The organism is Devosia algicola (genome assembly GCF_028816455.1).
Taxonomy (GTDB): Bacteria; Pseudomonadota; Alphaproteobacteria; order Rhizobiales; family Devosiaceae; genus Devosia; species Devosia algicola.
The window spans coordinates 2,390,290-2,403,456 of record NZ_CP118246.1; the positions used below are offsets into that span (position 1 = coordinate 2,390,290).

The following is a 13,167-nucleotide window of genomic DNA, read 5'->3' on the forward strand; positions in this document are numbered from 1 at the left end:
CGCGACCCTTCCTTTGTTCGGTCGCGCCGACATAAAGCGGGGACGCCATGAACAACGAATCGGTTTTCTCGCTCCTCGCATTTGGCGATACCGGCTGGGGCGACGACCTGCTGGCGGGCGCATGGATAACCATCCAACTCGCCGCCGTGTCCCTTGTTTGCGGGCTGGCGCTAGGATTGCTGCTAGCCGGCGGCCGCCTGTCACCGTGGCGCCCGCTGAACTGGTTGACCAACACCTATATCGTCTTCATTCGCGGCACCCCCGAGTTCCTTGTGTTGCTGTTGGTCTTTTTCGGCCTCGATCTTGTCGTTCATAAGATTGCGAGCAGCTTTGGCGTTCAAAGCTATTTCGAAGTCCCAAAATTTACTGCGGCGGTCGCCGGGCTGAGCCTGATCTTCAGCGCTTACGCCTCCGAAGTTTTTCGAGGCGCCTATCTGGCGGTACCCACCGGCCAGATTGAGGCGGCAACAGCAACCGGCATGTCACCGATGCAGGTTTTCAGGCGGGTTCGACTGCCCCAGATGTGGCGTTTTGCGCTGCCGGGTCTAGCCAACCTCTGGATGGTTCTGTTGAAAGACACATCGCTCGCCGCCGTCATTGCGCTCGACGAACTATTGCGTCAGGCCAAGGTCGCCAGCGAAGCCACATTGCAACCATTGGTGTTCTATGTATCGGCCGGGGTCATCTACCTGGTCCTGACGGCGATATCCGATCTTGCCCGCCACCGGCTTGAGCTTGGTGCGCGGCGCGGCTTCGCGCGATAGGAGGGTACCATGTTCGATCTTGTTCAGACCTACCTGAACCTCAAGATTGCTGCCTCTGACAGCATTTGCAGCGCCCTCTCACCGATTAGTCCCGAACTTTTCGTCAATGCCTGTCCTCGGTTTTTCGACGGCTTCTTCGTTACCATAGAATTGCTGCTTCTCTCCTCGGTGCTCGGCTTCCTGATTGCGCTCGCGGTTGTTTTGGCACGCGTGTCGCCAAACCGTTTCCTGTCTATTCCAGCCCATGCCTATATCTATGTCTTTCGCGGCACGCCGCTATTGGTTCAGCTCTGGGTGCTCTATTACGGCCTCGGCTCGATGGGCGCTGAAGGGCTCGGGCCACTATGGCCTTTTTTCAAAGAAGGCTGGTGGGTTGGGCTCCTGACGTTAACGCTGAACACCGCCGCCTATGTCGCCGAGATTTTGCGCGGGGGTATCGAAAACCTGCCCCACGGCCAGGTTGAAGCGGCCCAGGCGTGCGGCATGACCTGGTCCCAACGCATGCGGCGCATCATTTTTCCGCAAGCCATTCGGATTGCATGGCCCGCTTATGGCAACGAAGTCATCCTGCTGATGAAGGCCAGCGCGCTTGTGTCAACCATTACCGTCATGGATCTGATGGGACAAACACGCACCATTTTCTCGCGCTCATATGACCTGTCCATTTTTCTCTATGGCGCTATTCTGTATCTGGTCCTGGCAGGCCTGCTCACGCTTGGCTTGCGTCTCGTCGAAGCACGCATGGCCATCCCCAGCTTCACCCAAGCCAAATCATCGCGGCAACCGTGAACGGTGCCACACTTACGTCTTGTGTTCGCGCGCGAGGCTTCTGACATCGTTCGTTGTAGCGCCCTGGAGAACGACCAGCATGGATAGATTGACAATTTGGTGTAGCAGTCATTAGGACGAGGCCATTGACGGCGCCAAGATGCGCGCTGGCGGCAAGGCGGCATATCTGCGGTCGGGAGAACCAAACGTGACAAATTACTATAAAGCGTTCGGTGGGTTGCCACCTCAGAACCAGCTACTGACCGGGCGAGCGGAATTCACCAACGCCTACGCGGTTATCCCCCGCGGCGTGTTGTGCGACATCGTCACCAGCCAATTGCCGCACTGGACGAACACGCGATGCTGGATTATCGCCCGACCGCTCTCGGGCTTTGCCGAGACCTTCAGCCAATATATTGTCGAGGTAGCGCCTGAGGGTGGCAGTACTCTACCCGAGCCCGACGCATCGGCTGAAGCGGTGCTGTTTGTCGTCGATGGAGAAGTCGACCTGACCTACGACAACGAGCGGCACACGCTCGCCGCTGGCGGCTACGCCTATTTGCCTGCCGGGCTGGCGTGGCATCTCCAGAACAAAACGGCGAACACCGCGACCTTCCATTGGATACGCAAGCGTTACGAACCAGTCCAAGACATCGCAGCACCCAATCCATTCATTGCCCGTGAGCAGGATATCGATCCGGTGCCAATGCCCGACACCGATGGAAAATGGGCAACCACGCGCTTCGTAGACCCCGTCGACCTGCGGCACGACATGCATGTCAACATCGTAACCCTGCAACCGGGCGCCGTGATCCCATTTGCCGAAACCCATGTGATGGAACATGGTTTGTTCGTGCTCGAGGGCAAGGCCGTCTACCGCCTCAATCAGAATTGGGTAGAGGTGGAAGCAGGCGACTTCATGTGGCTACGCGCTTTTTGTCCGCAGGCTTGCTACGCGGGCGGCCCCGGTCCCTTCCGCTATCTGCTCTATAAAAACGTCAATCGTCACCCTGATCTGGGGCCCCAGCCCCACGCTGGCTAGGTCGGCGCGTGCACAGGCGTTGATGGCAGACGATCATGGTAGCCATTGTCTCGGTGCCTTGATCAAAATTGGTCACATATAGGGCGCGACTACATCACCCATGTTCAGTCAACCCTGTATCCCACCAAACTCGAAAACGAAACGTCCAGCAGATATATTTGGTCTCGCGCAGCGCGATGATCTGGCGACAATATGCGAGACAAACGCGACTATCCAAAAAAGGAAAAGCCCAGCGAACTCGTTGAGTTCACTGGGCTTTTTTGGTTGCGGGAGCACGCAACTACCGATACCGACACTCGCTCCAAGTTGCTGTTTAGTCTTGGTGGGATGGCAATGGCGGGGTGCATCGCGCGAGCGATGCAGCACCTAAAAGAGCCGCAAGGATGCCGCAAGTTCATCGATCCAAAAGGAAAAGCCGCCACGCTTCGCAGCGTGACGGCTTCCTGAACCTGACCAGCCGATGCCTGATCGTGAGGCTTTTTCCCCTTACAGGATGGCCACCTCGGGCGCCACTCGGACCTGCACGTTGCCGTGCTTGATGTTTTGAGACCGTGAGGCATAGGCACGGTCTGTCTTGATAGGTGGATAGATAGCGTAACAAGCCTCAAATGTCAATCATCATGACGCTCGAACCGCGTTCAGGTCGCTCAACAGGCATACCCCTCGCTCGACGATCACGCCCTGCGCTCGCAGACATTCCGCCACAGAGATAATCGATGTTCCCGACGACACAAGGTCGTCGTTCAGCGCAATCCTCTGCCCTTCCAAGGCTGGCACTTCTCCGCTCACGGTAAACGGTTGAAAGAAGCGCCACATCGGTTTTGCGACTTCCTTCATCTGGAAATCCGTGTCGCGCTTTGCCCTTCTCAGTTGGCCGAGCTTGGCCTTGAAAGCTCTTGCATCACGACCTTTCGCGAACTGCGGAAAAACGGCGTCAATCGCGTCCAGCACCTCACCGACCGTCCGCTTGCGCAGAAAACTCGATTCTACGAGTGGCAACCCCGACACCTCCGCCACGCGCGTTGCAAACAAACGACATAGAGGCTTACTCGACGGAACGTCCACGAGAGCATCGACCTCCAGATCGCCGACGAATGCTGCCAGGATCTCATCAGCGCGCTTGTAAAGCATCTGGTGGTACATTGGCTGCATACGGTAGCCGTTCATCTCTTTGAGAGCGTAAACCAGCGGATTGCCATCACGATCATGTCCCTTCGTGGTTTTCCGGCGGAAGACGTATTGAAGCCGTAGTCCCTCAATTGCCGCCTCTGTCGGATTTCCTTCGATCGAGGTGTCCACGAGTTCTTGATGGGAGTGATCGATGATTACAGTCTTGTTGGCGTAAACGTTTATCCCCAAAAACCCTCAGCCCCCCATTCATGTAACCAGGACAGCGCATCTGCCGTATGTGAAGTATTCGTGTATATGACATCGCTCCGAGAAGCACCCGGAAATGCTGCTTTCCGCGGCGGCGAAGCGAACTAACTCCCCAGACGGCGCGCCTTCGTAAAGCCGCGATCCGTGGCAATGAAGCGTTCCAACATCGGCACGATGAGCCGGACGGGGTCGGCGACGAGCCGGTCGCTTTCGCGGGCCAGCACCTCGGCATAGGCGATAAGATCACGGTGGAGCGCGCCCGGCAGTTCCACCGCCACTTTGACGGGTTTGTCCTCAACGACGGTCAGTGTCGGCGCGACCTGCAACTGGCGCTGGACGATCTGTTGCCCGGCCTGATTGATAGTGTCCTGCGCTCCGTCCCGGATGGCGCGGATCAAGCGGTCTTCTTCGTCGGTCGCCAGTTCCGTACCGATGCCGAGCAGAGTGGACAGGCCCGCCGCCTTCATCATATCCCACCAGTGGTAATCGACGCCGTCCTCCAGACCGGCATAGCCGGAAGCGTCCGCACCGGGCTGGCGCTCCAGCACCATGGAGCGGCCATCGGGCAGGATCAGGCGGTTCCAGACCAGTAGCACGCGGCGCTGCCCAAACTGAACACCGGCGTCATACTGGCCGATGATGCGCGTTCCCTGCGGTATCAACAGCAGCGCGCCGGTCGGGCTGTCATAGACATTCTCCGTGACCTGCGCGGTGATCTGGCTAGGCAGATCGGAACAGATGCCGGTAATCATCGCTGCTGGAATCATGGCTCCGGCCCGTAGGATGTAAGGCGATACAGGCGCCATGATGCCATCCAGGACGACCGTCTGCCGGTCCACCGGGCCATTCAGGAAAGCCGTATGCCGGTCCTGGGTTGCCGGCTGGGCACCGAGGTCAAGACCTGCAACGCCCGCCGTCAGGCGAGAAGCCGTGGCTTACCTCTGCGAGACCTTCGCGGTGAGCCAGCGTCGGGCATGTGAGCTCGTCGAAGTCGATTTCGTCAAACGGCATGTATCGGACTTTGAAGAAAAGCTCTGCAAAAGCTTACCCGATACCGGAGTGGCGATATTCCTACGAATATTCCGAAGTGATCAAGCGACAATCGGCTTCGTAATAGAGTCGCTCGGGAGCCTTCAGCAACTAGGTCCCGTTGACAAAGTATGGCATCCATATCCTTGCTGCGGCTAAGGCCAGGAAGGCGGCGAAGGATTTTGCGGTCTTGTCGAAGCACGTTGCGATGCGGCGGAACTGCTTGAGCCTGTTGAACATGCGCTTGATGCGGTTGCGGTCCTTGTAGGCCCGGAAGTCGCATGGCGGCGGGTTCTTGCGGTTGGCTTTGGGTGGGATCACCGGAATAACGCCGCTCAGCAGCAGATACTGGCGGACGACGTCGCCGTCGTAGCCTTTGTCAGCCAACAGCAGCCGCAGCTTGCCCACCGGCATGGCCATCAAGGCAGGGACGGCTGCATAATCTGACGCTTCTCCGCCCGTGAGGACAAAGCCAAGAGGGCGTCCCTGACCGTCGGTGCGCGCGTGGATTTTGCACGTAAAGCCGCCGCGTGATCGACCAAAAGCCTCCTTATGAGTCCCCCTTTTGCGCCCGCTGCCTGACTGTGGCCGCACACTGTGGTGCTGTCGATCATGTGCTGCCAGCCGTCGGTGAGCCCGAGTTCGACCAGGGTCTCAAGCAGGGCGTCCCAGACCCCTTGCTCGGCACAGCGGCGAAACCGGACATAGACCGAGTTCCACTTGCCGTAGCGCTCATGCATGTCGCGTCAGGGGCAACCTACCCGGAGGACATGCAGCATCCCATTCAGATACCGGCGATTATCTTGTGCTGGTCGGGACTTGCGTCCTCCCTCAGCCGGCAAAAGCTCGCCAATGAGCCTGCCACTCTGCGTCCGACAAATCCCCACGTGCCAAAAGCGCCTCCTAAAAAGCGGTCTTGAATCACGGAAAAGCCGATTTGGGAATCCACCTTTGTCAACAGGATCTAGCAGAAATGCCATACCTATTAGAACTGGCACGTGATGTCGTGCTTATAGTTGTACCGGAATTACCCCGGACGGCTTTGGGCAAAGTATCTCGCGCCTCATGTGGGGGTGCTCGCGGATGCTGCCATGAGAAATGGCAGCCCCGCTGTCTTTTTGGCGGAAGGCGGGTGGTCGGTGCGGATATATGATCAGCGCCCTGACTCGTGAACTGCTGTCAGGGCGCCAAATGCATTTTAGCATATGCGCCATCAGCCCGAAGAAGTTCAGCATGCGTGCCTTCTTCAGCAATTGAACCACCGTCAAGCATTATTACGCGGTTCGCCCGCTCGATTGCCGACTTTCGGTGAGCCTACTATCAGCAGCGCTTTGCCGACCGCGATGCGCTCGATTGCGTTGAGGATCCCTTTTTCAAGGTGTGCGTCGAGATGGGACGTTGCCTCATCGAGTATAAGCAAAGGGCGATCGCGCAGCACAGCACGGGCGATGGCAATACGCTGTCTTTCTCCTCCAGAAAATCGTTTCCCCCGCTGACCGACCATGGTTGCCAACCCTTCTGGAAGCTGACGAACCAGAGCGTCTAGGCCTGCCTTACTTAGCGCGTCGCGCATTTCATCATCCGAAACGCCATCGAGCCCGTAGGCGAGATTGTCGCGGAGCGTAGCGTCCTGCAAGTAGATGTCCTGGCTCACAAGTGACACATAGCTCCAAAGCTCCTCCTCTGTTAACTCGCCTGTATCATGCCCGCAGAGCCTTAATGCGGCCGCTAGTCGGACGGACGGAGCCGCAAGCTAGGCTAATACCGGTTGATTTCCCAGCACCGGACTGCCCCGCAATAGCGACCGCCTCCCCTTGACGCACAGAGAAGGACACGTTAACCAATACGTTCGCTGATATGAGTTTTTCTTCAGCAGCACCGTCTTGTTGGTCAAGACGAGTCAGGTTAATACCTGCCAAAAATCCGCTCGTTCCCGTACTGGTGCCAGACACTTCCGACAATGTCCTTACCCCAACCACCTTGCGTGACGGGTACGAATATGTGACGCGATCGAATGCGAGAACGACTTCCGGATCTGCGGGAGAAGATTTGACAGCAGGCGCCACCACTGTCGTCAATCCGGTGTTCGGTGACTGAAGTATGGCCTCGATGCGATCAAGACCCATGCCGGCACGTATCAAGGGGTAGCGCTGCCCAACCACCTCCCCCAACGGCTGCCTGACCATGCCAACAAAGAGCAACGCCGACACAACCCCTCCAATTGAGGCCTGCCCAATGGACGCTAAGTAAACTCCGAGACCGAGGAATATGGCCCCTATCAAATCAAAGCACAGTCGATATACAACACCGATCACAGCACGCCAGTTGTCCATCTCCGCCGCGAGTTTAGCGGACTGAGTTGCGACGATGCCGAACCGACGCTCTTCCTCCATTGTTGTCGACATCTGGCGTATCACACTCACAGCATCGGCCGTTGTAGTGCCCTCTATCTGAGACGACACTGCGGAGCCTCACTTCGTACGAAGCGCCAATGGTTTCGTTGATCTTTCCCTCCGAGAAACGGACCGCAAGCAGTGCAACCGGAATTAGAACGAAGGCGGTAAGAAACCAACCGTTGATCATGGCGAGAGCGACACCGACTGCCGCCAACCCAACCCAGCCATGAATGGTTGCAAGCGGTACCGTCGTGAACAGCGGATCTATCAACCGCATGTCGTTTGTAAGTCGACTGTGCACAACACCCGGGTTAATTGTCGAATAAGTCAGCATTGGCATTCGCATAAGATGCGAATAGGTCCGCTGCGCCAGCTGCCAAGAAATTGTATAGCCAACCTTTGTGCCTTGCGAATTGGCAATAACTTCGCACGATGCAGCAAGAATTGCTACAGCAACATATAGGGACAATAGCGGAATAAGTGAAGAAAGCGTCGATCCGCGGAGTGCGCTATCAATCACCCATCCAAGAATTAGCGGCATGCATACTGGCAGTGACGCCGCTAACGCCGTTAGCGCGAACACCGGAAGAATTCGATGCCACTGTAGATCTAGATCAAGAGCGAGTACTCGTCTTATCACCTTGTGAACCTCCTCATCTATCGAAACAAACGTCCATTATCACAGGGAAAGACGACATAACGCCGATACTGTCAGGCGGTCGCTCCGGGTCGCCCCCCACGGCATTATTGGTAGGACGCATTTGGTCAGCACTTTATACTGTATTCGTTTCATCTGACTCATCTGCGCCATGAACGCGAGCATGTGTTGAAGTGCCTCCTTTTCGTTGTAGCCAGTACCGGCTGGATGATCGACAGTGACGTTCCGGTCACGCACGTCGATGCGCCCTGTCGCATAAGCATAGCAAATGGCAAGCCGGCCTATTCCCCAGCCGTATCTGTTCATTGTGTAGTCCGCCCCTCGAAGACATGCCGCAATCCGTTTGCGCAACGACATCAAGACCATTGCCTAGGGATTCGATGTAGGCACTTGGCCGCTCCCACAGACTGGTGGGGTCCGTCGCTCCCCATACGCCAATTCGGCTGTCGTTTTCAAAGCGCTGGATGCATTGGGTAACCGCCAGAGGCCAGTCGCGGTAGAATGCCCCCAACAATTATGATGACAATGTCCTCAGTTGCGAGTTTAAGTGCGGCTTCAAATTTCTGCGAGTAGTAGTCGTTGCTTGGCACAGATATCCATTTCCATCCGTCATCTTGTTCACATGGCGACGCAAATATTTAACGACTTTCTCCTCGCGTCGTCATAGGGAACACAATATCTGATCCTAGACTCGCCCGCGGTTTCAAGTATTTTGTGCATAGGGTTTGACTGCCGTGACGTGCTCCCCGGGGATTTGGACCGTTTTGAGCCTGGGATTGTCCAATTATGATCCCTCGACCGGGATATGGAGAGTTCCATGAAGGCATCGAAGTTCACGGAGGCAGATCGCCTTTGTTCTGAAGCAGGCAGAAGAGGGTACGACGGTCGGCGAGGTGTGTCGCAAGGCCGGGATGTCGGAGGCGACATTTTGCAACTGGCGGAAGCGCTATACCAGCTTGATGCCATCGGAAGTGAAGCGGCTTCGGCAGCTGGAAGATGAGAACAATCGGGTGAAGAAGATCGTCGCCGCCCTGACGCTGGATAAAGCCATGTTGCAGGATGTTCTCCAAAAAATGTAATGACCCGCCCTGTCCGTCAAGGTCGTTCGACGGTGACGGCTCAGTCTGCGTAAATGTATCCGCCCTCTCGCGAGTGGACCGCTGTTGCGGCCAGGCCATGATGAGATCCACACGCTTCGTTCCCGAATAACTTGCTTCGGGCTTATAGGCCCGCTTTTTTGCGCCGGGTTGGGCACCAAGGGAATCAACATCGGCGCCCTGGTTCCCACGGCGCGCTTGCGGCTACCACGGCGGCGCACCATCAGCTTCTCCTCGCGGTAGCATCCGGAACAGCCGCTTGTGATTGACCTGATACCCTTCGCGCCGCAGTAAGACATGCAGGTGCCGATAGCCGAACCGTCGCCGCTCATGGGCAATGGCCTTCATCCGCTCGCGCAGCACCATGTCATCGGTTCGAAGCGCTTGATAGCGCATCGTCATCCGGCAACATCCCAACACGCGGCACGCCCGCCGCTCGCTCATCCCATAGGCAGTCTGGAGATGGGCGACAGCATCCCGCTCGGCGGCGGGCGCTACCGTTTTTTTCCAAGAAGATATTTCAAAACGGCATTATCGAGCATGCTGTCGGCACAGGTCGGCTACGAGGACGCCAGCCTCCTGCTCCTTCAATATCCCGATGATCTGCTCTTCGGTGAATCTGGTTCGCCTCATCTCTGGTCCTTCTGGTGGGCGAGAGCCATCTTCAAGCTGGATTAGGTGCAGGGGGTCAACGTCACAGCTCATGGTTTCCGTTGCGCAGTCGGAAGTGCAATCACCCGTACAGTTTGAGGTCGCGCAACCATTTGTTGGGTTACAGTCGTTAGTTGGCGTGCAGCCAGTAGTGTAGAACTCATTTGGTGTTGCGCTGTAGGCAGAATGGAGCCTGTTCGTCCTGCATCAAGACACCATCAGAGCCCATCAACGACTCGCTTTTAAACTCTTCAAGCCAATCCATTTTTCATTGTGCATGGATGATGCTGTCCCGCTCAGCATCAAGGGCCCGATGCCCCGTTGGTGGGCCACGCTTGCGTTGCAGAAGGGATGTTGCGGTTCCTCCCGATCGGAACAGCCTGACTAGCCGATAGGTGGTTGCGCGGCTTACGCCGAGTCTCAGCGCTGAGTTCACCGACATTCCCGCTGTGCCCCTTTTTCGCGGCGCAAAAACTCGCGGATCGCATCGGCACGCCGACAGGCTTCTTCCCACTCAAGATCATCAACTTCATCAGGGCTAATGTCGGTCATCTGGCGCGCAAACTGGACAACCGTTACGACGCAAAATTCTCATACAGAGCCTTCAAGCCGAATTCTCAATTTAACTACAGAATATCAAATTTGGTGCAGTCGCAACCGTTTAATCGTAGATGCACGGAGTCGCGCAATTAAACGCAGTCCGACAACGCTTTCAAAGGCCGAGACCGTTAGAGTGGCCGCTATCCCGTGCTGATCGAAGCGCGAGAGATCACCGGAGCCTTCCACGTCATGATACGGTGCTGGACCGAGCCCGATCTCAATCCTTGGATCGAGTGAGGTCGCACTAGCCTCGTGGCATCGTTCGCCAATGGCGTCGGTCGTGACATCCAGACCGTCTGCGCTGCCATCATCTTTATGTGGTCGAATGGCCAGACCGTGGGCCAGAATTACAGGCCCGATGGATCGGCGCCAGCTAATGCCCATCATCACCAAAACTGCGTCAGAGCCAAATTTGAACGCCGAAACACAGGCGATGCGCCCGCCGGTCGGCCCGGTGGGTTGATCGAGGCAATCGCCCCGCAATGAATTGCCGGTTTGGAAATAGGCGGCAGCGGGCCCGGGCCATGACAGCAACTATGGCAGCTGCAACCAGGGCGGCCCTCATGCCGCCGACAAAGCCCTGACTACGGCTTCGGGCTCTTTCTCGATAATGGTCAGCAGCACACGGGATGGGGCATCGACCGGGAACCGGCCCTGCTCCCAATCGCGGACACGGCCCAGCGAAAAGCCGAATTTCTTGGCGAACACCGGCTGGGTCATCTTGAGGCGCCCGCGGATCTTCTTCACGTCGACCTGGGCCGGGATGTACACGTTGAACTGTGCAGCATCGGCCTCACCCGCTGCATAGGCCAGGGCATCGCCCATGCCGGCCGCGATCTTGTCAAATGCGCTCTTAGTCATCGTTTCTGTCCTTTCTTGGCCTTCGCCTTTGCTGCATAGGTGTCGACAAGGGTTTTTGCCATTTTCGCCAGGGCATTGCGTTCGGCCTGTGTCAGGTTGTCCGCGTCGTTCTTGGCGAACACCGTGATCAGAAAGACCGGGTTGCTGGGGCCGCTGAAAAACCAAACGACCCGATAGCTTCCGCTCTTGCCCTTGCCTTCGGCTGCAATCCGGGCCTTGCGAAAGCCGCCCGTTCCCTTCATCACGATGCCCTCGTCCGGTTCCCGGGCAAGAGCGTCGACCACGGCCTGACGCACGGCATCGGTCATGCCGACATCTTTGGCCGCGGCTAGGTAGGACGGTGTTTCGACTACGGTTTGCATACCTATTTGTACGGAACGCCCGTACCTTTGTCAAGGTTCCTAATTTAGCTTTTGCGCCAGGCGCATGAGCCAGGAATTGGTGTACGGATCAAATTTCAACGATTCTGGATTTATGCGGCCGATATCGAAAATAGCTTGATAGATCCGATGCAGCACAAATTGCAACACCGCAAGGCTCGCCGCTTAACATCAATCCAAGGTCGAGCCAGACACTCCACCAATCGACGATCCAAGCTGTGCCAAATCATCTGACGACGGACAGGTCTTCACTATGTTTACGCGAAAGATTTGACCACTACGTTGCACGCTACGGAGGAATCACATATCCATAATCTAATTTTATTTGGAGTTGAATTAGGCTCAGGACCTATTAAATTACTTGCAGAGCGGGCGATGAGTTGATTCATTGGCAGCGCGAGGAGGCGTTGCCGTGAGTGACCTGATCTGGTTATCGGAGGCGCAGATGCGCCGGATCGAGCCATATTTTCCGTTGTCGCACGGAGTGCCGCGGGTTGATGACCGACGGATCATCAGCGGCATCATCTTTGTGATCCGCAACGGTCTGCGGTGGCGTGATGCGCCTGCGGCTTACGGTCCGCCGAAGACGATCTACAACCGGTTCATTCGCTGGAGCCGGATGGGCGTGTTCAACAAGATATTCGCGGCATTGGCGGCCAAGGGCGGCAAGCCGGAGCAACTGATGATCGACGCTACCCATCTCAAAGCGCACCGCACGGCGGCCAGCCTGCTTAAAAAGGGGCTGTTCCCAGACGTATCGGACGCACCAAGGGTGGCCTGAATTCCAAGCTGCACGCAGTCTGCGATGGCAAGGGCCGACCACTGGTCATGCTGCTCAGCGAAGGGCAGATGAGCGACTACAAGGGCGCAGCGCTGATGATCGACGCCTTACCCAAGGCCAAGACGCTGCTGGCAGACAGGGGCTACGATGCCGACTGGTTCCGAGCCGCCTTGGCCGAGCGCGGCATTGCCGCCTGCATCCCGTCAAAGATCAACCGCAAGGTCCCGATCGCTCACGACGCAGGGCTCTACCGCCAGCGCCACAAGGTCGAGAACATGTTCGGCAAACTCAAGGACTGGCGACGAATCCACACCCGCTACGACCGATGCGCACATACCTTCATGTCCGCCATCTGCATCGCTGAAACCGTCATCTTCTGGCTCAATCAATGAGTCCTGAGCCTAGAGAAATATAACGCATTTTCACTCGTATTTAAGAGAACCTGTGATGCGATGTAATTTATCTGCTTGGGACTATTTGGTGTTTTATATATGTCATTTTTCGTTATTTCATTTGTTCAATATGTTAGACATAATAAATTTGTAAGAAAAAATGACAGATACAAGAGATACGGAACTATAGTTTGGTCATCTCTGCATATACGGGTAATTTCATGGCATCCCGATTGCCCGAAAAGACTCGTACTGGCAGAACGAAAAATACTGCTTCCGTGGTTATCTTTCTTCGTATTTGCTGTATTGGCTACGGTCGCGTTGAACATTTCAAAAACTTTGTAGAAAAAACAGAGAATATTTTATGTCTA

At 56.3% G+C, this 13,167-nt stretch carries 13 protein-coding genes and 3 pseudogenes; 6 read left to right on the forward strand and 10 right to left on the reverse strand.

All coding sequences use genetic code 11. The features are described 5' to 3' along the window. Positions 1-47 precede the first annotated feature (47 nt). The 4 genes from PSQ19_RS12640 (at position 48) to PSQ19_RS12655 (ending at position 3,021) form a co-directional block, all read left to right on the forward strand. A complete protein-coding gene (locus PSQ19_RS12640) occupies positions 48-764 on the forward strand; it encodes an ABC transporter permease (protein ID WP_282218025.1) in 717 nt (238 codons plus the stop codon). 9 nt (positions 765-773) lie between these two features. Beyond that, positions 774-1,553, forward strand: a complete 780-nt coding sequence (locus PSQ19_RS12645) for an ABC transporter permease (RefSeq protein ID WP_282218026.1) — start codon at positions 774-776, stop codon at positions 1,551-1,553. 139 nt (positions 1,554-1,692) lie between these two features. After that, the gene (locus tag PSQ19_RS12650; protein WP_407648989.1) at positions 1,693-2,574 is read left to right on the forward strand and encodes a bifunctional allantoicase/(S)-ureidoglycine aminohydrolase; all 882 of its coding nucleotides are present in this window, start codon (positions 1,693-1,695) and stop codon (positions 2,572-2,574) included. Positions 2,575-2,766: 192 nt separating this feature from the next. Then, positions 2,767-3,021 (forward strand): hypothetical protein, encoded by a 255-nt coding sequence (locus PSQ19_RS12655; protein ID WP_282218028.1) that lies wholly within the window; start codon positions 2,767-2,769, stop codon positions 3,019-3,021. 171 nt (positions 3,022-3,192) lie between these two features. Here the strand turns inward: PSQ19_RS12655 and PSQ19_RS12660 are convergent, their stop codons facing one another. The 6 genes and pseudogenes from PSQ19_RS12660 to PSQ19_RS19860 all read right to left on the reverse strand — a co-directional run bounded on the left by PSQ19_RS12660 (position 3,193) and on the right by PSQ19_RS19860 (position 8,016). Beyond that, a complete protein-coding gene (locus tag PSQ19_RS12660) occupies positions 3,193-3,933 on the reverse strand; it encodes a type I phosphoribosyltransferase (protein WP_282218029.1) in 741 nt (246 codons plus the stop codon). Positions 3,934-4,055: 122 nt separating this feature from the next. Beyond that, positions 4,056-4,862, reverse strand: a pseudogene (locus PSQ19_RS12665) (TrbI/VirB10 family protein); the annotation flags it as partial. A gap of 229 nt (positions 4,863-5,091) precedes the next feature. Continuing rightward, entirely contained in the window at positions 5,092-5,574 is a 483-nt protein-coding gene (locus PSQ19_RS12670; protein WP_282218030.1) for an IS5 family transposase, read from the reverse strand. A 670-nt stretch (positions 5,575-6,244) separates the two neighbouring features. After that, the gene (locus tag PSQ19_RS12675; RefSeq protein WP_282218031.1) at positions 6,245-6,634 is read right to left on the reverse strand and encodes an ATP-binding cassette domain-containing protein; all 390 of its coding nucleotides are present in this window, start codon (positions 6,632-6,634) and stop codon (positions 6,245-6,247) included. Between the two features lie 46 nt (positions 6,635-6,680). Then, on the reverse strand, positions 6,681-7,385 hold the full coding sequence (locus PSQ19_RS12680) for an ATP-binding cassette domain-containing protein (RefSeq protein ID WP_282218032.1): 705 nt from the start codon (positions 7,383-7,385) through the stop codon (positions 6,681-6,683). Continuing rightward, positions 7,327-8,016 carry an ABC transporter transmembrane domain-containing protein gene (locus PSQ19_RS19860; RefSeq protein WP_407648990.1) on the reverse strand — a complete coding sequence of 230 codons (690 nt, stop codon included), beginning with the start codon at positions 8,014-8,016 and terminating at the stop codon, positions 7,327-7,329. Before PSQ19_RS19860 ends, PSQ19_RS12680 begins: the two co-directional genes overlap by 59 nt. A gap of 835 nt (positions 8,017-8,851) precedes the next feature. On the opposite strand from PSQ19_RS19860, the pseudogene PSQ19_RS12685 reads away from it, so the two are divergent. Then, a pseudogene (locus PSQ19_RS12685) lies at positions 8,852-9,107 on the forward strand (transposase); the annotation flags it as partial. Between the two features lie 173 nt (positions 9,108-9,280). Here the strand turns inward: PSQ19_RS12685 and PSQ19_RS12690 are convergent. The 4 genes and pseudogenes from PSQ19_RS12690 to PSQ19_RS12710 form a co-directional block, all read right to left on the reverse strand. Continuing rightward, positions 9,281-9,764 (reverse strand): annotated as a pseudogene (locus PSQ19_RS12690) (IS3 family transposase); the annotation flags it as partial. Positions 9,765-10,418: 654 nt separating this feature from the next. Continuing rightward, the gene (locus PSQ19_RS12700; protein WP_282218034.1) at positions 10,419-10,916 is read right to left on the reverse strand and encodes a hypothetical protein; all 498 of its coding nucleotides are present in this window, start codon (positions 10,914-10,916) and stop codon (positions 10,419-10,421) included. 27 nt (positions 10,917-10,943) lie between these two features. Further along, positions 10,944-11,243 carry a helix-turn-helix domain-containing protein gene (locus tag PSQ19_RS12705; protein WP_282218035.1) on the reverse strand — a complete coding sequence of 100 codons (300 nt, stop codon included), beginning with the start codon at positions 11,241-11,243 and terminating at the stop codon, positions 10,944-10,946. Then, the gene (locus PSQ19_RS12710; protein ID WP_282218036.1) at positions 11,240-11,605 is read right to left on the reverse strand and encodes a type II toxin-antitoxin system RelE/ParE family toxin; all 366 of its coding nucleotides are present in this window, start codon (positions 11,603-11,605) and stop codon (positions 11,240-11,242) included. Before PSQ19_RS12710 ends, PSQ19_RS12705 begins: the two co-directional genes overlap by 4 nt. A 430-nt stretch (positions 11,606-12,035) precedes the next feature. Here PSQ19_RS12710 and PSQ19_RS12715 point away from each other — a divergent pair. Further along, positions 12,036-12,796 (forward strand): IS5 family transposase gene (locus PSQ19_RS12715; RefSeq protein ID WP_282218037.1). Its coding sequence is split into 2 segments (ribosomal slippage): positions 12,036-12,369 and positions 12,369-12,796, totalling 762 coding nucleotides; the frame shifts between segments, so codons are not numbered across the junction. Positions 12,797-13,167: the final 371 nt, after the last annotated feature.

Bases quoted from the DNA above. Each gene is read 5' to 3' on its own strand.
- PSQ19_RS12705 (WP_282218035.1), bottom strand. From the start codon at position 11,243: ATGACTAAGAGCGCATTTGACAAGATCGCGGCCGGCATGGGCGATGCC.
- PSQ19_RS12680 (WP_282218032.1), bottom strand. From the start codon at position 7,385: ATGTCGACAACAATGGAGGAAGAGCGTCGGTTCGGCATCGTCGCAACT.
- PSQ19_RS12655 (WP_282218028.1), top strand. From the start codon at position 2,767: ATGCGAGACAAACGCGACTATCCAAAAAAGGAAAAGCCCAGCGAACTC.
- PSQ19_RS12710 (WP_282218036.1), bottom strand. From the start codon at position 11,605: ATGCAAACCGTAGTCGAAACACCGTCCTACCTAGCCGCGGCCAAAGAT.
- PSQ19_RS12645 (WP_282218026.1), top strand. From the start codon at position 774: ATGTTCGATCTTGTTCAGACCTACCTGAACCTCAAGATTGCTGCCTCT.
- PSQ19_RS12640 (WP_282218025.1), top strand. From the start codon at position 48: ATGAACAACGAATCGGTTTTCTCGCTCCTCGCATTTGGCGATACCGGC.
- PSQ19_RS12650 (WP_407648989.1), top strand. From the start codon at position 1,693: ATGCGCGCTGGCGGCAAGGCGGCATATCTGCGGTCGGGAGAACCAAAC.